General features: G+C 65.4%; 14 protein-coding genes and 1 pseudogene. 9 read left to right on the top strand and 6 right to left on the bottom strand.

Annotated elements, in window-relative coordinates; all coding sequences use genetic code 11:
- Positions 1–929 (bottom strand): pectate lyase family protein (locus ABS88_RS19575; RefSeq protein WP_286750331.1); only part of this gene is annotated, 929 nt, incomplete at its 3' end.
- 308 nt (positions 930–1,237) lie between these two features.
- On the opposite strand from ABS88_RS19575, the gene ABS88_RS19570 reads away from it, so the two are divergent.
- From ABS88_RS19570 to ABS88_RS25130, 3 genes and pseudogenes are all read left to right on the top strand, one after another.
- Positions 1,238–4,081, top strand: a complete 2,844-nt coding sequence (locus ABS88_RS19570) for a TonB-dependent receptor (protein ID WP_502686167.1) — start codon at positions 1,238–1,240, stop codon at positions 4,079–4,081.
- A 78-nt stretch (positions 4,082–4,159) separates the two neighbouring features.
- Positions 4,160–5,089 (top strand): annotated as a pseudogene (locus ABS88_RS25135) (family 43 glycosylhydrolase); the annotation flags it as partial.
- Between the two features lie 211 nt (positions 5,090–5,300).
- Positions 5,301–5,759 carry a hypothetical protein gene (locus tag ABS88_RS25130; protein WP_502686166.1) on the top strand — a complete coding sequence of 153 codons (459 nt, stop codon included), beginning with the start codon at positions 5,301–5,303 and terminating at the stop codon, positions 5,757–5,759.
- A gap of 2 nt (positions 5,760–5,761) precedes the next feature.
- On the opposite strand, the gene ABS88_RS19560 is transcribed toward ABS88_RS25130, so the two are convergent.
- Positions 5,762–7,252 carry a UxaA family hydrolase gene (locus ABS88_RS19560; protein WP_286750329.1) on the bottom strand — a complete coding sequence of 497 codons (1,491 nt, stop codon included), beginning with the start codon at positions 7,250–7,252 and terminating at the stop codon, positions 5,762–5,764.
- Between the two features lie 33 nt (positions 7,253–7,285).
- Positions 7,286–8,344, bottom strand: a complete 1,059-nt coding sequence (locus ABS88_RS19555; RefSeq protein WP_062903118.1) for a LacI family DNA-binding transcriptional regulator — start codon at positions 8,342–8,344, stop codon at positions 7,286–7,288.
- A gap of 165 nt (positions 8,345–8,509) precedes the next feature.
- Between ABS88_RS19555 and ABS88_RS19550 the strand changes: the two genes are divergently transcribed.
- The 5 genes from ABS88_RS19550 (at position 8,510) to ABS88_RS19530 (ending at position 15,384) form a co-directional block, all read left to right on the top strand.
- Positions 8,510–9,298 carry a 2-keto-4-pentenoate hydratase gene (locus ABS88_RS19550; protein WP_062903119.1) on the top strand — a complete coding sequence of 263 codons (789 nt, stop codon included), beginning with the start codon at positions 8,510–8,512 and terminating at the stop codon, positions 9,296–9,298.
- A 23-nt stretch (positions 9,299–9,321) separates the two neighbouring features.
- Positions 9,322–10,608, top strand: coding sequence for an MFS transporter (locus tag ABS88_RS19545; protein WP_062901814.1), 1,287 nt, complete (start codon positions 9,322–9,324; stop codon positions 10,606–10,608).
- 6 nt (positions 10,609–10,614) lie between these two features.
- Complete coding sequence (gene uxaC, locus ABS88_RS19540; protein ID WP_286750328.1) at positions 10,615–12,027, top strand: glucuronate isomerase; 1,413 nt, start codon at positions 10,615–10,617, stop codon at positions 12,025–12,027.
- A 32-nt stretch (positions 12,028–12,059) separates the two neighbouring features.
- Positions 12,060–13,349, top strand: coding sequence for a mannitol dehydrogenase family protein (locus ABS88_RS19535; protein ID WP_286750327.1), 1,290 nt, complete (start codon positions 12,060–12,062; stop codon positions 13,347–13,349).
- A gap of 322 nt (positions 13,350–13,671) precedes the next feature.
- Complete coding sequence (locus ABS88_RS19530; RefSeq protein WP_286750326.1) at positions 13,672–15,384, top strand: sensor domain-containing diguanylate cyclase; 1,713 nt, start codon at positions 13,672–13,674, stop codon at positions 15,382–15,384.
- Between the two features lie 6 nt (positions 15,385–15,390).
- Here the strand turns inward: ABS88_RS19530 and ABS88_RS19525 are convergent, their stop codons facing one another.
- The 3 genes from ABS88_RS19525 to ABS88_RS19515 form a co-directional block, all read right to left on the bottom strand.
- Positions 15,391–16,116, bottom strand: a complete 726-nt coding sequence (locus ABS88_RS19525) for a hypothetical protein (RefSeq protein ID WP_286750325.1) — start codon at positions 16,114–16,116, stop codon at positions 15,391–15,393.
- 7 nt (positions 16,117–16,123) lie between these two features.
- Positions 16,124–17,335, bottom strand: coding sequence for a toxic anion resistance protein (locus ABS88_RS19520; protein WP_003050867.1), 1,212 nt, complete (start codon positions 17,333–17,335; stop codon positions 16,124–16,126).
- A gap of 73 nt (positions 17,336–17,408) precedes the next feature.
- Positions 17,409–18,368 carry a bile acid:sodium symporter family protein gene (locus ABS88_RS19515; protein WP_286750324.1) on the bottom strand — a complete coding sequence of 320 codons (960 nt, stop codon included), beginning with the start codon at positions 18,366–18,368 and terminating at the stop codon, positions 17,409–17,411.
- A gap of 104 nt (positions 18,369–18,472) precedes the next feature.
- Between ABS88_RS19515 and ABS88_RS19510 the strand changes: the two genes are divergently transcribed.
- Positions 18,473–19,132: a 5'-methylthioadenosine/S-adenosylhomocysteine nucleosidase family protein gene (locus ABS88_RS19510; protein ID WP_286750323.1), complete on the top strand. Its 660-nt coding sequence runs from the start codon at positions 18,473–18,475 to the stop codon at positions 19,130–19,132.
- Positions 19,133–19,195 lie beyond the last annotated feature (63 nt).

Raw genomic sequence — 19,195 nt, 5'->3', positions numbered from 1 at the left:
GGCAGCGCGTTGCCGTGGCGGTCGACCGCGATATTGTCGCGGCCATAGAAGCGCAGGTCGCCATCGCCGCCGAGCATCAGAAAGGGCAGCCCCTCGTCGGTATGATTGCCGCCGCGCATGACATTGCCGATCGCGGTGATCTCGCCCGTCACATAGTCGTGGCCGACCCATTCAAGGTTCATCAGATTATAGTGCACTGCGCGGTGGCCCGGATCGTAGATCAGATTGTTGATCATCAGCGCCTGCGCGCCGCCCTTGATCAGCGGATTGCGTTCGACATTGTGCGCCCAGACATTGCGATAGAAGACGATGCCCGTGGTGTTGTCATGGATCAGCGACCCCTTGCTATGCTCGCCCTTGGGGTGGCTGGCGTCGGCCAGCCCCTCGGCCGCCAGATTGTTCGAAAAGGTCACATTGCGGCTGGTCCCGTCGCGCCATTCGGCGACCGTCGCGCCCTTGAAGCGCGGGCCTGATGCCGACATATTTTCATCGAGGGCCCACAAAAAGGTGCAATGATCGACCACGACATCGTGCGCGGCGACCGTCGAGAAGGCATCGGCTTCCCAGCCGCTGCGCTTCGACTGTCCGTCGACGCCGGTATAGATGCGCAGGTGGCGCATTACGACATCATGCGCTTTCACGTCGATGCCGCCGCGAATGATCGTGATGCCGGGCCCGGGGGCCGTCTGGCCGGCAATCGTCAGATAGGGCTGGTCGATGGTCAGGGTGCTGCGGCCGAGGTCGATCACGCCGCCGACTTCGAACACGACGATTCGCGGGCCCGGCGTTTCGATCGCGGCCTTCAGCGACCCCGGACCGTCGGGGGCGAGCGTCGTGACGCGAAGGATTTTTCCGCCCCGTCCCCCCGGAGTCGCAGCAGCCGGTCCGACCGCACCGGGGAAGGCGATTGCCTGCGACTGGGCCGCCATCGCGGCGCCTCCGGGTACGGCCGCGGCCAGAAACAGCGCGGCAATCCACAGTTTTTTCGACATGGCATCTCTCCTTCGCATTGGGTCTTGACATAGACCGCTGCTTGCTTCAATCATTTTTGACACCGGTTACCTAAACCGGTCAAGAACATATTTTGGGGAGAGGGCGCTTGGGCCGACCGCAATGACGGCGGCCAATCCGCAACTCTCTATCGCAGGGGACGTGCAGTCGATCCGATTTTGCACGTCGACGAAAGTAACCGGTGTCATTCCTTGCCAAAGGCAGGAATGCGCTGCGAAAAGGGAGGATGACGATGGCTTTTCATAACGCGCGGGGCGACCGCACTCTGGTCAGGCTGGCTTCGGGGGTTTCGCTTGCGGTGCTGGTCGCGACGCCGGCCTGGGCGCAGGACGCAGCAGATGCGGGCGCTGCCGACGATGCGGCAAGCAACGAGATTGTCGTGACCGGCTTTCGCCAGTCGCTGCAGGCGGCGCTCAACGTCAAGCGCGATTCGGTGGCGGCGGTCGACGCGATCGTGGCCGAAGACATCGCCAAATTTCCCGATCAGAATCTTGCAGAATCGCTTCAGCGCATTCCCGGCATCTCGATCCAGCGCGACGGCGGCGAAGGGCGCGCAATCACTGTGCGCGGTCTGGGCGCGCAATTCACCCGCGTTCGGCTGAATGGCCTGGAAACCGTCGCCACCTCGACCGACGGCGCCTCGGCCAATCGCGATCGCGCCTTCGACTTCAATGTCTTCGCATCGGAGCTTTTCAGCAGCATCGTCGTCCACAAGACCGCCGAAGCCTCGCTCGACGAAGGGTCGCTCGGCGCGGTGGTCGATCTCAACACCGGCAATCCGCTCGGCGGCAAGGCCGGGCTGCACGGCGCGCTGTCGGTCGTCGGTTCCTACAACGACCTGTCGAAGGATCTGGGGCCGCGTGTCGCCGGGCTGCTCAGCTGGCGCAACGATGCGGGCACCTTTGGCGCCTCGGTTTCCGCAGCCTATTCGAAGGGCAATACGCTTGAACTCGGCAACAATAGCGTGCGTTGGGCGCAGGCGCGTTTCGACTCGGTCGATGGTACCAATTGCTGGACGGCCCCGAACAGCGGCGGCACCTATGTCTCTGGTGCAGCGTGCGACGCGGCGGCTCTCGCATTTCATCCGCGCATCCCGCGCTATGGCGAGATCGAACACCGCCGCGAACGCCTCGGCCTGACCGGTTCGATCCAGTTCGAACCGACCGAAAGCACCCGGATTTCGCTCGACGCCCTCTATTCGCGCTTCCGCGAAGATCGCGAGGAAAAATGGGGTGAAGTGCTGCTGCGTTCGAATGAGCGGTCGATCAACGTCGTCGATCCCGTCTATGACTCGAACGGCAACATGATCTCGGCGACGCTCAACGATGCGTGGGTGCGCACCGAACATTATCTGCGTCAGTCGAAGACGAGATTCTATCAGTTCGGCGGAAGCTGGGACCAGGATGTTTCGGACCGTTTCCGCTTCACCGTTCTGGGCGGCCTGTCGAAGTCTGACGCCGACATTCCCGTCGAAACGACCGTCGTGTTCGACGACCGCGATGCGCAGGGCTATTCCTACGACTACAGCGACATGAAGCACCCGGTGCTCACCTTCGGCACCAGCGTAACCGATCCGGCGAATTTCCAGCTCGCCGAAATTCGCGATCGTCCCTCGAACGTCACCAACCGCTTCAAGACCGCCCAGCTCCGTACCGAATGGGACGTGACCGACGGTTTTCAGGTCAAGGCCGGCGCGATGTGGCGCCGCTTCAACTTCGATGCGGTCGCCTTCACCCGCGACACGGCGGTTTGCGGCAACGGCGGGGTCGACCGCGTTCTGGGTACGTTGACCTGCTCGGCGTCGGGAGTCTTTGGGCCGACTGCCGTCTACGGCTTCCCGGTCACCTCGCAGCTTGCCGAACTGTTCACGCTCGGCAAGGCGGGTCAGCCGGCGGGAACGACGACCCAGTGGCTTATCCCGTCCTTCCCTGCGGCCACGGACTTCACCCAGCTTTACAGCCGCACCGCCAATCCGGACACGGGCAATACGCGTGCGGTCCAGGAAACCGTATCGGGCGGCTATATCGAGTTCGATGCCAAGGGCGAATTGTTCGGGCTCGAATATGCGGGCAATGCCGGCATCCGCTATGCGCATACGGCGCAATCGTCGACCGGCGTCCTGTCGGGAACGACCGTCACGGTCGATCGCACCTATGACGACTGGCTGCCGTCGTTCAACGTGGCGCTCTACCCGAGCCGCGACGTGATTATCCGCGGTGCGATCGCCAAGGTCATCACGCGTCCGACCCTCGGCAATCTGACGCCAGGCGGCTCGATCGACGGCTTCAACTACAAGATCAGCTATGGCAACCCGCAGCTCGATCCCTATCGGGCGACCAATTTCGACCTTGGTGTCGAATGGTATTTCGCGCCGCAGGCGGTTCTGTCGATCGCCGGTTTCGTGAAGAAGGTTGAAAGCTTCCCGATCAGCCAGGCCTTCAGCGCCAGCTTTGCATCCACCGGCCTGCCGAAGGACGCGATCCCGCCGAGTTCGCCGGCTTTCCTCAATTTCGATCCCAATCAGATCTATACGATCACTGCCAACGTTAACGGGGCCGGGGCAACGCTGAAAGGCGTCGAACTCGCTGCGCAGGTTCCGTTCAGCGCCTTCACCAGCGGTGGTTTCATCAGCCACTTCGGGGTGCTTGCGAACGCGACCTTCATCAGTTCGGACGCAGATTATAATGTTCAGGGGCCGGCGGTGGTCCCGGGTGGGGCGCTGGTCAATGCGGTGCGCTCGGCGACGCTCTTTGGCGTGTCGAAGCGCGCCTACAACGGCACGCTCTATTACGACGACGGCGCCTTCAGCGCGCGCGTGTCGGCCAGCTATCGCAGCCGCTACATCGATGCGAACAGCGGCACCGGCAACGTCTTCGAAGGCTATGGCGCGACGTGGAACATGGACGCCTCGATCCGGTACAAGTTGACCGATTGGGTCGAACTGTCGGTCGAGGGCAATAATCTGCTCGACACCTATCGCTATCGCTACACCGATTTCGATGCTGACCGGAATTACGAGAATAATCATTTTGGCCGCACCATCCTGTTCGGCGCGCGCTTCAAGATGTGATCCATCAGAATTAGTCCCGGAAATAGGCCCGGTCTTCGCGCGCGAGGGCCGGGCCTATTTCTTTGGCGCAAGAGGAGGATGCCTGTGACCGATCGCCGCGACCTGTTCAAAATGGTGGGCGCCGGCCTGTTGGCGGCCGGGCTCGGTCCGGCGCCGGGCAAGGCGCGGGCCATGTCGACGCATGCGGACCCGGCATCGGAGCCGCAATGGGGGCGGGGTGCCGATGGGCAGCGCCGCGCCGATCGCGGCGACGGCCACTTCCTCAACCCGATCATGGCGGGTGACCATCCCGATCCGTCGATCCTCAAGGACGGCGACGACTATTACATGACCTTTTCAACCTTCGATTCCTATCCCGGCCTGGTCATCTGGCATTCGCGCGATCTGGTGAACTGGCGCCCCGTCGGCCCGGCGCTCACCCGCAATATCGGATCGGTCTGGGCGCCCGAGCTGTGCAAGCATGACGGCCGTTATTTTCTCTACATTCCGACCAAGGGACCGAACACGAGCTGGGTGATCTGGGCCGACCACATCGAGGGTCCGTGGAGGGATCCCGTCGACCTCGACCTGCCCGATCATATCGACCCCGGACATGCCGTCGGCGAGGATGGTTCGCGCTGGCTGTTCCTGTCGAGCGGCGACCGCGTGCGACTGTCGGACGATGGCTTATCGCGGATCGGCCAACCCCAACATGTCTATGATCCCTGGCGCTACCCCGCCGACTGGGTCGTCGAAGGATTTTCGCCCGAGGGACCGAAGATCGTGCGCCGCGACGGCTATTTCTATCTGATCACCGCGGTGGGCGGCACCGCGGGACCGCCCACGGGTCATATGGTGATCGCAGCGCGGGCTCCTTCGATCCACGGGCCATGGGAAAACTGCCCTGCTAATCCGATCGTGCGCACCATTTCGCGTGACGAGGCGTGGTGGTCGCGGGGGCATGCGACGCTCGTCGAGGGGCCGGGCGGCGACTGGTGGAGCGTCTATCACGGCTATGAGAAGGACTTCGGGACGCTGGGGCGCCAGACGTTGCTCGATCCCGTTGAATGGACCGCCGATGGCTGGCCGCGGATGACAGGGGGCGACCTGTCGCGGCCGCTCGCGAAGCCGCGCGGCGGCGTTGCCGGTCCGCATGGCATGGCATTGTCGGACGATTTCACGTCGCTGGCGCTCGGCGCAAAATGGAATTTCTTCAAGCCCGCACCCGACGAGCGCGCGCGTGCCGCCGTTGCACCTTGCGGCGCGCGGGCGGGCGCCGTCCGATTCATCGCCGCTGCTCCTAATCGCGGGCGACCGGTCCTACCGCTTCGAATGCGATATCGATATCGACCCTGGCGTGACGGCGGGCCTGCTCCTCTTTTACGACGAGCGTCTCTATTGCGGACTGGGTTTCGATGCCGACCGCTTCGTGACGCATCAATATGGGATCGAACGGGCTCGGCCCGTCAATCCGCATGGCTGCCGGATGCGCCTGCGGGTTACCAACGATGCGCATATCGTCACCTTCGACACCAGCGGCGACGGTGGCGAAAGCTGGACCCGCTTCGATCGCGGGATGGAGGTGTCAGGTTATCACCACAATGTCCGTGGCGGCTTTCTGATGCTGCGCCCGGGGCTGTACGCAGCGGGGTCGGGGCAGGCGCGTTTCCGGAATTTCCGCTTCTCGGCGCTGAGCTGACCCTAGAGCGTAACGCCCGATTTCCAGATCGCGATATCGCGTTCGCCGTTGATCTCCGAGCGCGTGGGGCGACCCGATGCCGTATCGATCACCAGATCGAGCAGCACGTCGGCGGTGCCATCGAAGCCTTCGTCGAGCACCCGGCCGGCATCGAAGTCGATCCAGCCGCTCTTTCGGTCGGCGAGGGCGGTGTTGGATGCGATCTTGAGCGTCGGGGCGGGAAAGCCGAGCGGCGTTCCGCGGCCCGTTGTGAACAGGATCAGCGTCGCACCGGCCGCGGTCAATGCTGTCGACGACACGGCATCGTTGCCGGGCGCTTCGAGCAGGGTCAGGCCGGGGCGCGTCGCCTGACCGCCATAGCGCTGCACATCGGTCAGCGGAACCTTGCCGCCCTTCTGAACCGCGCCAAGCGACTTTTCCTCAAGCGTCGTGATGCCGCCCGCGACATTCCCCGGCGAGGGATTTTCGCTCACCGGTTCGCCATGGCGTACGAAATAGGCCTTGAAGTCGTCGATCAGTGCCACCGCGCGATCGAAGACGTCGCGCGCTGCCGCGCGGCTCAGCAGCATGGGCTCGGCACCGAAGATTTCGGGAATTTCGGTCAGGATCACCCGCCCGCCCGATGCCGCAATGCTGTCGCCCGTACGGCCGACCAGCGGATTGGCGGTCAATCCGGACATGCCGTCCGACCCGCCGCATTTGACCCCGAGGACGAGCTCGGAAAGCGGCGCTTCGCTCCGTTCGGCCCGCCCCGCGATGCCGACCAGTTCCTCGATCAGCGACAGGCAGGCCGCCTCGTCGTCCTCGACCGACTGGGCGGCCAGACTGCGAATATGCGTCCGCCTCGCTGCGGGAATGGATTCGATCAACGCCCCGAGCTGATTATTCTCGCATCCCAAGCCGACGATCAGGACACCCCCGGCATTGGGATGCTGCGCCAGCCCGGCCAGCAGCGCACGCGTGTGCGAAAGGTCGTCGCCAAGTTGCGAACAGCCGAAAGGATGTTTGAAAGCGTGGATGCCATCGACGCTTCCGGCGTGTTTTGTCGCCGCAATCCGCGCGACCCGTTCGGCGAGATTGCCGACGCAGCCGACGGTCGGGATGATCCAGATCTCATTGCGTGTCCCAACCCGGCCATCGGCGCGCCGATAGCCGCGGAAGGCGCGGTCCGCGCCGCGGACGGACCTGGAATCGGTCTGCGCGAACATGGGAAGGGGGGCGGTGTCGGCGGTGAGCGCAGTCGCCAGATTATGGCTGTGAACATGGTCGCCGGCTTCGATCGCGACCGAGGCGCGCCCGATCGGAAAGCCGTATTTGGTCACCGCGTCGCCCCGCGCTACAGCCGCGGTAGCGATTTTATGCCCGCGCGGAATGGCGTTCGCCGCGACGATCCGCCCGCCATCGACGGCGACGCTGTCGCCCGCCGCGGCGTCGGCCAACAGCGTGGCCACATTGTCCTCGGGCGCGATCCTGATAGCGGTTACCGGTGTCATATGCGCGTTTCTCTCTGCCATCCGCCGGAAGGCTCAGGCTGTGGTGGGAGGAGCGACCGACTGGCGCTCGACAAAGGTGGACGCGAGCACCGGGCTTTCGTCGGCCGCTGCGGTGCGCGCTGCCCCGTCGAGAAAATCGGGGACCAGCGTTCGCGCGGCGCGCGCGCCCATTTCGCGGATCGGCCAGCGGACGGTGCTCAGCGCAGGCCAGATATGCGTGGCAGTCGGCGAATCGTCGAACCCGATGATCGACAGGTCGCCCGGCACCGCGATGCCCTTGCCGTGCGCCACGCTCATAACCCCGGCCGCCATCTCGTCATTCGAGCAGAAGAGCGCAGTTGGCGGTTCGGCGAGCGACAGCAGCTTTTCGCCCGCCTCGACCCCCGCCGCATAGCGATAATTACCCGGCGCGAAATAATCGGGCGGCAACGTCAGGCCGGCTTCGCGAAGGGCCGCGTGAAAACCCTCCTCGCGCTCGGCGGCCGACCGGAACCCGACAGGGCCGCGCACGAAGCCGATGCGGCGATGGCCGAGGCTGATCAGCTTGCGCACCGCTTCGGCCACGACTTCGCGGTCGTTCGACGAGACGCAATGCGCGGCATCGTCGAGCGGCGCCGAGCCGACGCGAACATAGCGCACCCCCAATTCGCTACACAGAGCGGCGAGCGCATCATTCTCGGAAATGGGCGGGAGCAGCATCGCGCCGATCGGGCGCTGCTTTTCCAGGAAGACGCGGACATCCTCGAGCATCCGGTCGGACCCGCGATCGACCGGGCGGACGAGCAGCGCCAGGTCGCTGTCCTTGATCGCGTCGAGCACGCCCTGCTGAAAATTCAGCACCGTCTGGGCATTGGGATTGTCGTGCAGAAGCGCGATCAGGAAATTGCGCCGAAAGGCGAGGGCGCGCGCCTGCGGATTGGGCACGAAGCCCAGGGTTTCGATCGCTTCCTGAACCGCCTTGCGTGTCTTTTCGGCGATGAATTCGGACCGGTTGATGACGCGGCTGACGGTCTTTTTCGACACGCCGGCAAGCGCCGCGACGTCGTTGATCGTCGGCTGCTTCGTACCCTGTCCGCCCTTCGTCGCTGGCATATTGTCTGCACTCCGCTCGCTGCCCCGCCGGATGTTCCGCAGATCGGCACCATTTCCCACCTAGTGAGCGTTCATGGCGCCGAAATCAACCGGGTCGGCGGCTATTCGCTTGCTTTTGACACCGGTGTCTTTTAGAGCGAAAGCCGGAAGAGGGAAATGACAAAGATGAGCGCGAACAGCGAAGCGGAAAATGTGGCCCAGGCGCTTCTCGCCGCGCGCGCCAAAAAGACACCGCTTACCTCCTATCCCGGCGTCATGCCGGACAGCCTAGCCGACGCCTATGCGATCCAGGATCATGCGATCCGGCTCGACGGGCGGCAAATCGGTGGCTGGAAGGTGGGGCGGATCGCGGCCGAGCTCGTTGGCCGCTATGGCGGCAATCGTCTGACCGGGCCGATATTCAGCGACGAAATCCGCGACGGATCGGCGGGCGACCGGCCCGTTATGCCGGTCTTCGTGCCGGGATTCGCCGCAGCCGAGGCCGAAATCCTTTTGCGCTTCGGCGCCGTCGGCGACGGTGATTATGACGCCGATACGATTCGCGACTGCATCGACGAGGTGCGCACCGGAATCGAGATCGCGAGTTCTCCTTTCGCCGAAATCAACCTGCACGGCCCCGCAGTTACCGCGTCCGATTACGGCAACAACAAGGGGCTCGTACTCGGTCCGCCGATCGCCGACTGGCGCGACGCCGATCTGATCCGCATGCCCGTCGCGATGTTCATCGACGGCGCGCAGGTCGGCGCGGCGACGATGGAAACGATGCTCGACGGGCCTTTCGGGTCGGCGGCATTCCTCGCCCGCACCTTGCGCGCCCGCGGCATCCCCATTGCGCCGGGAACATGGGTGTCGGCAGGCGCCATCACCGGCGTCCATGAAATCCGGGCGGGTCAGACCGCCGAAGCACTGTTCGACGGAAAAATCCGCGTCGGCTGCCGCATCGAAAGCCTCTAGAAGGCAGGAAAAGGGAGAGAGAAATGGCACAGGCAATCGCAGAGGGAGGCGCGCCGCCGCAGCCCAATGTCGGACGCTATCGTTGGGTGATCGTCGGCCTGCTGTTTCTTGCCACTGCCATCAACTATGTCGATCGGCAGATGATCGGCGTCCTCAAGCCGACGCTGCAACAGGAAATGGGATGGACCGAAGGCGACTTCGCGAACATCGTCTTCTGGTTCCAAGTCGCCTATGCCGTCGGCTACATCGGCTTCGGGCGCATCGTCGACATGGTCGGCGCCCGCATCGGCTACACCGTCGCGATCATCATCTGGACGATCAGCCATATGGCGCATGGTCTGGCGTCGAGCGTGACGCAATTCGCGCTCGCGCGGTTCGGGCTGGGCATCGGCGAATCGGGGAACTTTCCGGCGGGTATCCGGGCCGTCACCGACTGGTTCCCGCAAAAGGAACGCGCCTTTGCGATCGGGCTGTTCAACGCCGGGGCTAATGTCGGCGCCATCGTCACGCCGCTGCTCGTTCCCTTCCTCGTCCTGATGTTCGACTGGCGCGTGGCCTTTTATGTCACCGGCCTGTTCGGGGTGCTGTGGCTGATCGCGTGGTGGCTGATCTATCGCCATCCCGACGAGCATCCGAAGCTGTCGGAAGGCGAGCGCGCCTGGATTCAGCAAGACCCGGCCGACCCGGTGACGCCGATCGGTTGGGGCCGCCTGCTCGGTATTCGCGAGACATGGTCCTATGCGCTCGGCAAATTCTTCATCGACCCGATCTGGTGGTTCTTTCTTTTCTGGCTGCCGGGCTATCTGTTCGAACGCTACGACATGGACCTCAAGACCTTCGGTCTGCCGCTCGCCGCCATCTATCTCATCTCCGACTTCGGCAGCATCGCGGGCGGCTGGATGTCCTCGCGGCTGATCAAGGCGGGGCGCACCCCCAATTTCGCGCGCAAGTTCACGATGTTCGTCTGTGCCTGCTGCGTCGTGCCCGTCTATTTCGCCCAAGATATCGACAGCGTGTGGACCGCGGTCCTGATCATCGGTCTCGCGACAGCCGCGCATCAGGCCTTTTCCGCCAATCTCTATACGTTGCCGTCGGACATATTTCCGCGCGGCGCAGTGGGGTCGGTGGTCGGGATCGGCGGCACGGTCGGCGCGATCGGGGGGATGAGTATGGCGTTGTTCACCGGCTACATCCTCGAGACGACGAACAATAATTATCAGATATTGTTCGGCATCTGCGCCAGCGCCTATTTCATTGCGCTACTCGCGGTGCATCTGCTGTCGCCGCGGCTCGATCGCGTCGAGGTCTAGACGCCGATGACGCGGCCGCTCTCCCTCCATCCCGACCGGCTCTTTCCGTCGGACCCGGTTCCGCGCGCCATCGCGCGCCGCCTTTATGCCGAGGTCGCCGACCTGCCGATCATCAGCCCGCACGGGCATACCGATCCGTCATGGTTCGCCGGCAATGCGCCGTTCGGCAATGCCGCCGAACTTCTGCTGCATCCCGATCATTATGTGTTCCGGATGCTCTATTCGCAGGGCATCGCGCTCGATGCGCTCGGTATCGGCAATCCGGACGCCGATCCGCGCGAAAGCTGGCGGCTGTTCGCGCAAAATTACCATCTCTTTCGCGGCACCCCCTCGCGGATGTGGATGGACTGGGTTTTCGCCGAAGCCTTCGGCTTCGACGTGCAATTCTCGTCCGAAACGTCGGACCATTATTATGACCGGATCACCGAGGCGCTGGCAACCGATGCGTTCCGGCCGCGCGCGCTTTTCGATCGCTACCTAATCGAAGTGATCGCGACGACCGAAAGTCCGCTCGACACGCTCGATCATCATCGGGTCATCAAGGACGCCAATGTGCGCGGCGAGTGGGGCGGGCGCGTCATCACCGCATATCGCCCCGATCCGGTCGTCGATCCCGAATATGAAGGGTTCCGCGACAATCTCGCGCGCTTCTCTGATATATCGGGCGAAGACGCCTTCAGCTATGCCGGCTATCTTGCCGCGCATCGCAACCGCCGGGCCTTCTTCGCGGGCATGGGCGCGACCTCGACCGACCATGGGCATCCGACCGCGGCAACCGCCGATCTGTCGGACGCGGAGGCCGAGGCGCTGTTCGTGCGCGTTACCCGCGCCGACGTCAGCGCCGCCGACGCCGAGCTGTTCCGCGCGCATATGCTGACGGTGATGGCGGGGATGAGCCGCGACGACGGCCTTGTCATGCAGATCCATCCCGGCGCGCTGCGCAACCACAATTCGTGGCTGTTCACGCATTATGGCCGCGACAAGGGCGCCGATATTCCGACGCGCACCGACTATGTCCGGGCGCTGCGGCCGCTGCTCGCCCGTTATGGCAATGAAGCGGGGCTGACGATCATCCTCTTCACGCTCGACGAAAGCAGTTATGCGCGCGAGCTTGCGCCGCTGGCGGGCCATTATCCGGCGCTGAAGCTTGGCCCCGCCTGGTGGTTTCACGACAGCCCCGAGGGCATGCGCCGCTTTCGCGCCCAGACGACCGAGACGGCGGGCTTTTACAACAGCGTCGGTTTCAACGACGACACCCGCGCCTTTCTTTCGATCCCGGCGCGCCACGATGTCGCGCGGCGCATCGACTGCGGCTTCCTCGCTGCGCTTGTTGCCGAGCATCGCATGGAGGAATGGGAGGCGGCCGAGCTGGCGGTCGACCTCAGCTACAATCTCGCCAAGGCCGCGTACCGGCTGTGAGGCTGTCGGCGCAAACCGCGCTGCCGGCAGCCGTGCGCGCGCCCGCTTACGACCGTCGCCGGCAAGCGGCAGGGATCGTCCATTTCGGTATCGGTGCCTTTCACCGCGCGCATCAGGCGGTTTATACCGACGATGCGATGGGCGCGGGCGATCGCGACTGGGGCATCGTTGGCGTGTCGCTGCGTTCGGGCGATGTCGCGGCACAGCTTGGCCCGCAGGACGGGCTTTATACGGTGAGCAGCCGGACCGCTGCCGGACCTGAAATTCGATTGATCGGGGCGGTTCAGCGCGTGCTCGTCGCGGCGCAGGAACCGCAGGCCGTCATCGACGTCCTCGCTGCTCCGACAACGCATATCGTCAGCTTCACCGTGACCGAGAAGGGCTATCTGCGCACCGCCGATGGCCAGCTCAATCTTGACGCGGCAAAGGGGCCATCGAGCTTCTATCGCTTCGTCGGGGCGGCGCTGGCGGCGCGCAAGGCGGCGGGATTGCCCGGCCTGACGTTGCTCAGCTGCGACAATCTGGCGAATAATGGCGCAGTGCTGCGCGCGCTGATGCGCCAATATCTCGCCACCGACCATCCAGACGTCGCCCTATGGTTCGATGCGACGTGCCGATGCCCCGCGACGATGATCGATCGTATCGTGCCCGCGACGACCAATGCCGACCGTGCGGCTGTCGAGGCGGTGCTGGGCGTGCGCGATGAAGGTGCGGTGGTCACCGAAGCATTCAGCCAGTGGGTGATCGAGGATGATTTCGCTGGCCCGCGTCCGCGTTGGGACGCGGTGGGGGCGGAACTGGTCGCCGACGTAGCGCCCTACGAAACCGCGAAGCTGCGCATGCTCAACGGCGCGCATTCGGCGCTGGCCTATATCGGACTGCTGGCGGGGCATGAGCATGTCCATCGGGCGGTCGCCGATCCCGCTATCCGGCCGCTCGTCGAACGGCTGATGCGCGAGGAGGCCGCACCGACCATCGACGCCGCGCCGGGGCAAGACCTGAATGCTTATGCCGATGCGCTGCTCGATCGCTTCGCCAACCCGGCGCTCGATCATCGTCTGATCCAGATCGCAATGGACGGCAGCCAGAAGATCCCGCAGCGCTGGCTCGAAACGCGGGCCTGGCATCAAAGGCGCGGCGGCACCTGCCCGTCGATCGAATACGCCATCGATGCGTGGATCGCGTTTCTGAACGATGGTCGCTGGCCGATCGACGATCCGAGGGCGGACGCGCTGCGCGCAGCGGCGGCGCAGCCCGACGCGCGCAACCGCTTGTTCGGACCCGAAGGCGTGATGCAATATGGTCTGGCCCGGCGCGGCTAGGCCTGCCCGTTTCCTTGTTCTGACGCGCCCGGGCTTCATCACCCATAGGATATTGATAGCCTAGCCGTCGCACGATCTCGAGGACGCCTCGCATTGCGGCAATCTCCCCGCGGATTGAGGGAGCGAACGCCTGAAGAACCCGAGCGCGAGAAGCCGAGGCTGGGCGCCTCCCTTGCCGCCAACCGGCCGCGCCAGTGATTGCGGCCACAGCGCGATCGGGGCTGGGCGGTTACGCTTTCCCAAGATATTGGGGGCTAAAGGGAATCGCATGATCGGGGCGGAGGAAAATCGCGGACGGAGACGGGCGTCTTGGACGCTTGTTTTGCTGTGGCTTGCTGCCGCGCTTTGGGCCGTGCCCGCTGCGGCGACGCCGCTGCACATCAATGCGCCGCTCTGCCACGCGGTCGGACCGCTGGCCGCGCCCGACGATGCAATGTCCGCGCTGCGTTTTTCGTGCAGCGGCGAGCCGACGGGGTATCGCGATGGTAGCCTGTGGTTGCGGGCCGATGTCGGCAATCGTTCCGAGGATCGCAACGGCGCCGCACTGATGGTGCATTTCTCGCGCTTCGACCGGCTTGCGGTGGGGTTCACCTATGCCGACGGCCAGACGCGCTGGCAGACGGTGCGCCGCGGCGATTATGGCGCGCACTGGCGCGTCGGCGGCCAGATATTGTTCGAGGCCCCGGCCCGCGGCGCGCCGCTGACCGCGGTGACCATGCGCTTCGACCGCCTCGCCGACCACAGCCTGCTGCGCGCGCGCCTCATCCCCAAGGAAAATGCGAGCCTGCAGGCGGCGGGGATGGCGGCGCTCGTCGGCGCCTCGCTCACCCTGCTGCTCGTCAGCGGCATCTACAGCCTGTCGCTCGCGGTCGCGGTGCGCCGCCAATATCTGCTGTGGCAGGCAGCATGGTCGGGCGTGATGATCGTCTGGGGCGCCTTCTGGTCGCAGATTCATCTGGTGATCTTTCCCGCCATGGCGGGGACGGTGTCGGCGCAGGCATCGACCTTGCTCGCCTGCCTTGCCATCGGCGTCGCGACCGCCAGCGCGGTAACCGCGATCGACGCCCGGCATCTCCCGCATGCTTTGCGCCGAGGAACCCTCGCGCTGGGGCTGGCGATCGCTGTCGCCGGCGTGCCGCTGGCGTTGATTCGCACAGGCAATCTGCAGATGCTCGGCAATCTGCTGGGCATCGCGGTCATCGTCGATCTGGTCGCGGTTGCGCTGTGCATCGGCTGGAGCTGGCGCAAGGGATCGGTCGAGGCGCGCGATTTCGCGCTCGCCTGGTGCCTGCCGATGGCGACGCTCGCGATCATTCATCTGGTCGATGTCGAGGACGGATTCTGGGGCGGCGGGTCGAAGCTGGCGGTGCTGGTCGCCGCAACCTGGCAGGCGCTGTGGCTGTCGGCGGCATCGACGCGGCGGCTCGCGCATCTGCGCGTCGAACGCGACGATGCGCTGGCGGCTGAGGCGCAGGCGAACGAGCTTGCGCGCCGCGATCCGCTCACCGGATTGCTCAACCGGCGGGGCTTCGTCGATGCCGTCACCCCGCTGCTCGATCAGGCGCGCGAAGGGGCGCTGCCCGCGGCGCTGCTGCTCGTCGATGTCGATCGCTTCAAGTCGATCAACGATATCTACGGCCATGAAGCCGGCGACGCCGTCCTCTGCCGTATCGCCGAACGCATCGCGCGGTGGGAGGGCACCATGTGCAGCGTCGCGCGGCTGGGCGGCGAGGAGTTCGGCCTGCTGACCATCGGGATGGAAGGCATCATGCTCGATCGCTTTGCCGAGAGCATCCGCCGCGAAATCGCGCTGTGCGATCATAGCGACACGATGGGCGACCGGCCGGTGACCGCCAGCGTCGGCGTCGCCGAAGTGCGGCCGGCCCCCGATTTTCAATATCTCTACCGGATCGCCGACGAGGCGCTCTACGATGCGAAACGCGCCGGCCGGAACCGGATCAATGTCCAGCGTGTGCCGCCGCGCGGCGACGGGGAGCCCGGCGCCGACGATCGCGGCGTAGCCTATCCCGCCTGAGGCGGATCAGGCCGTGCCCGGCGTGTCGTCGGCTTCGAGACCCTGATATTTGAGCTGGAGATAGCGTTCGCGCGTCGCCAGCTTGTCGATCTCGCCCGCCGCCAGGCTGCGCGCCGCGTCGCCGATCTCGCGTTCGAGCATCTTGAGCCCGCCAAGCAGCGTTTCGTCGGGCGTGCGCCCCGCATGCGCCTCGCCGCGCAGCCCCGCGGGGATACGCTGATAGCCCGCGACGAGTTCGGGCAGATCCTCGCCGACCAGCTTGCGGATATTCGCGGCCGCCGGTGTCGCGGCGTCGAGCGTCTGGAGCTGCGGGGCGAGCAGGTCGAGCTGGACGCCGATCCCGTCGACGAGCTGGCGTGCCGGGGCGGGAAGCGCCGGACGCTGCGCCTCGAGCCAGATTTCGGTGCGGCCGGCGAGCTGCTTGAGGTCGGCCTTGGGGAGATCGGCCTGGCGCGGTTCGGGAAAGGGCGGCCATTTGCCGAACAGCACCGCGACGCCGATCAACAGCACCGTAAGCGCGAGCAGGCCCGTGAAGCCGAGCGGCTTGATGAGCGCGCCGAACAGCGCCGCGCCGATCAGCACGATCCCGCCCGCAACAAGGACGCGGCCGAGCTTCTTGTAGAGATGCTGGCGGCGCAGCGCGACGCTCTTGGTGCCGATCGGTCGCCGTCGTTCGCGCGAGCGTTCGATCGCCGCGTTGCCGAGCGCGCTGATCTTGTCGACCTCGCTCATGCTCATCCTAGCCCTCGATCGCCGCCAGCGGGCTGTCGGCGCCGCCGACGCTTGCCTGCGCCTGGCTCGCACCTTCGGCGCGCGCGATATAGCCCTTCGACTTGGCGACCTCGCCCTCGAGCGAGGTCACGGTCGTCTTCATCGTGTCGAGCGCCTTGAGCTTGAAGGTATCGATCGCGTCCATCGTGTCGTAGATATTCTGGAAGGCGCGGCTGAGCGTTTCCATCGGGATCGTGCTCGACGCCGCCTGTTCGTGGATGCGCGCCGTATTGTCCTTCAGCATCTTCGAGGTGCCGTCGATGATGTTGGCGGTCGTCGTGTTGAGCGCGGTAATCTGTTCGAGCACCAGCTTCTGGTTGGTCATCGCCTGCGCGACGGTGATCGCGGTCTTGAGCGCGCCGACGGTGGTAGTCGAGGCGCGATCGACGCCCTTCACCAGCTCGACATTATTCTTTTTGACGAGATCGAGGGCGAGATAGCCCTGCACCGTCACCGCCATCTGGGTCAGCAGATCCTGCGTGCGCTGCCGCGCATAGAACAGGGCATTTTCGCGGATGACCTTTGCCTTGGCGGGATCGCTGCCGTCGAGTTCGGCCGCTTTCGCCTCGAGCCGCTGGTCGAGCGTGCCCGCGATGTGGATCATCTGTTCGAGCTTGCCCATCGATTCCCACATCTTGCGGCGCTCGACGTCGATGGCCGCATTGTCCATCAACAGCTCGTCCTTGCCGTTGGCGAGCGCGGTCAGGATGCCGCCGATGTGGGTCTGGGCGCTGCGGTATTGCGCGAAATAATTGTTGATCTTGCTGCCCAGGATCTTGTCCAGAAAGCCGCGTTTGGTCAGCAGCTTGCCGTTCGCCGAGGGATCGAGACGTTCGACCGTGGTACGCAGTTCGATCAGATTCTGGCCGATGTCGGTATCGCGATCCATCGCCTTGATCGGGCGGTCGAGGAAGCGGTTCGAATGATTCGCCGCCTCCAGCATTTCCTTGCGCCCCATATTGGTGATCTGGTCGATACGCTTGCCGAACTCGGGCGAATTTTCATCCTGCGCCACCAGATCGTCGATGAAGCTGTCGACGCGTTCCTCGAGCTTGGATTTCTGCTCGGTCGAGAGCGGAACGAGGCCGGCGGCCTTTTCGGGCGCGACGGCGGGGACGGGTTCGGGCGGCGTCAGTTTCAGTTCGTCGGTTGCGGTCGCCGTCGCGGTCTCTTCGCTCATAACAATCCTTCCAGCCCCAAGTCGATAATGGGCCGCCTGCCTATATGGCATGCGGACCTGTGTTATTCAAGCACTACACCTCTTGGTGGCGCGCCAGCGCCGGCGCGATCCATGCCGAGAGGATCAGTTGCGCCATATGATAGACGAGGATCGGCAGCAGCACCATGCCGGCAATCGCCGAGGGAAAGAGGGTCGCGGCGAGCGGCGCGCCGACGGCGAGGCTCTTTTGCGCGCCCGAGAACAGCAGGGTGATCCGGTCGGGGCGGCGGAGCGCGAGCAGTCCGCCGAGCAGCCAGGTGCCGCCGAAGGCGCTACCGAGCAGCAGCGCATCGACGCCGAGCACGATCGCGATCTCGCGCCCGTCGAGCTGCGTCCAGATGCCGCCGACCACGGCCGCGGAAAAGGCGACATACACCGCGGTCGCAATCGCGGTGCGATCCATCAGCGTCGCGAGGCCGCGGTGCCGGAGCACCAGCGGGCGAAGCCAGCGCTGCGCCGCTTGTCCGGCCAGAAAGGGAAGCAGGAGGATTGCGACGATGCGCAGCGCCGCAGCGCCGTGGATCGCCCCCGCCTTGCCCGCGAGTGCGGCAAAGAGGAGCGGCGACAGAAACACGCCCGCCAGATTGAGCAGCGCCGCCGCGACAACGCTTGCGGCGACATTGCCGCCCGCCATCGAACTGGCGGCGGTCGCCGACTGGACGGTCGATGGCAATATGCCAAGAAAGAGGAAGCCGAGCGCCAGCGTCGGCGGCAGCAGCGGCGCCGTCAACGCCTGCGCGCCGAGCCCGAACAGTGCCATCGCGCCGAAACAGAAGGCGAAGGTGCCGCCCTGCAATTTCCAGTTGCGGATGCCGTGCAGTACCTCGTGACGCGGCAGGCGGACGCCGTTGAGGAAGAAGAGCAGCACGATCGCCGCGGTCGAAATCCCTTGCGCGACCGGCACCGCGCTTCCGCGCACCGGCAGCAGGCTCGCGACGACGATGGTGGCAAGGAGGACGGGAACGAAGCGGTCGGGGAACAGGCGCGCGAGCATGGAGCGGAGCGATGGCCGGAAGGCGGCGCCTTGGCAAGTCCGCGCGCGCCGGTCGCGGCGGCGACTTCGCTCGACATGGTGCGAAAGAGGATTATGGAGCGCGCATGGCCCGCATCCTGATCCTCGCCGCGCTGCCCGAAGAGGCCGATGCCGTCTTTCCCGGCCAAGGCACGGTCGAAGCGGGAGCGTTCGCTCCCCGGTCCCTGTCGGTGCATAGGCATGGCGTGACGATTGCGACCTGCGGTCTTGGCAAGGTCAACGCGGCGCTATGCGCCGGGATGCTTGGCGGCGCGGCCGATCTGCTGGTGATGAGCGGCACCTGCGGCTCGCTCGGCCCCGGACCGGGTGCCTACTGGATCGCCGAGGCGGTGCAGCACGATTATGGCGCGGTCCAGCCCGGTCTGTTCCGCCGCTATCGGGCCGGCGAATGGCCGATCGGCGAAGCGGGCGAGGCGCATTTCGCCGCGATGCCCGACCCCGGCCTGAACTTGCCGCATGCGCGCATCGCGAGCGGCGACAGCTTCGTCGCTTGCCCCGACGCCGCGGCCGGACTGGTGCGCGATCTGGGCGCGACGCTGGTCGATATGGAGGTCGGCGCGGTGGCGCAGGCGGCGATGCGGCTCGGCAAGCCCTGGGCCGCAGTCAAGGCGGTGACCGACGACGCCAACGGCGACAGCGCGGGCGACTTCCATACCAATCTCGTCCGCGCGGCGCGCATCGCGGGGGCGGCGATCGAGCGTCTGGTCGCGCGGGTCAGCGGCTGAGCGCACCGATGCAGGCCTGCCGCGCGGCGGGCGGCGAAAGGTCGCCGAGCGCGAATTCGCGTA

It is taken from the genome of Sphingopyxis sp. SCN 67-31 (assembly GCF_001725095.1).
This window is presented reverse-complemented; position numbering and strand designations above follow the sequence as displayed.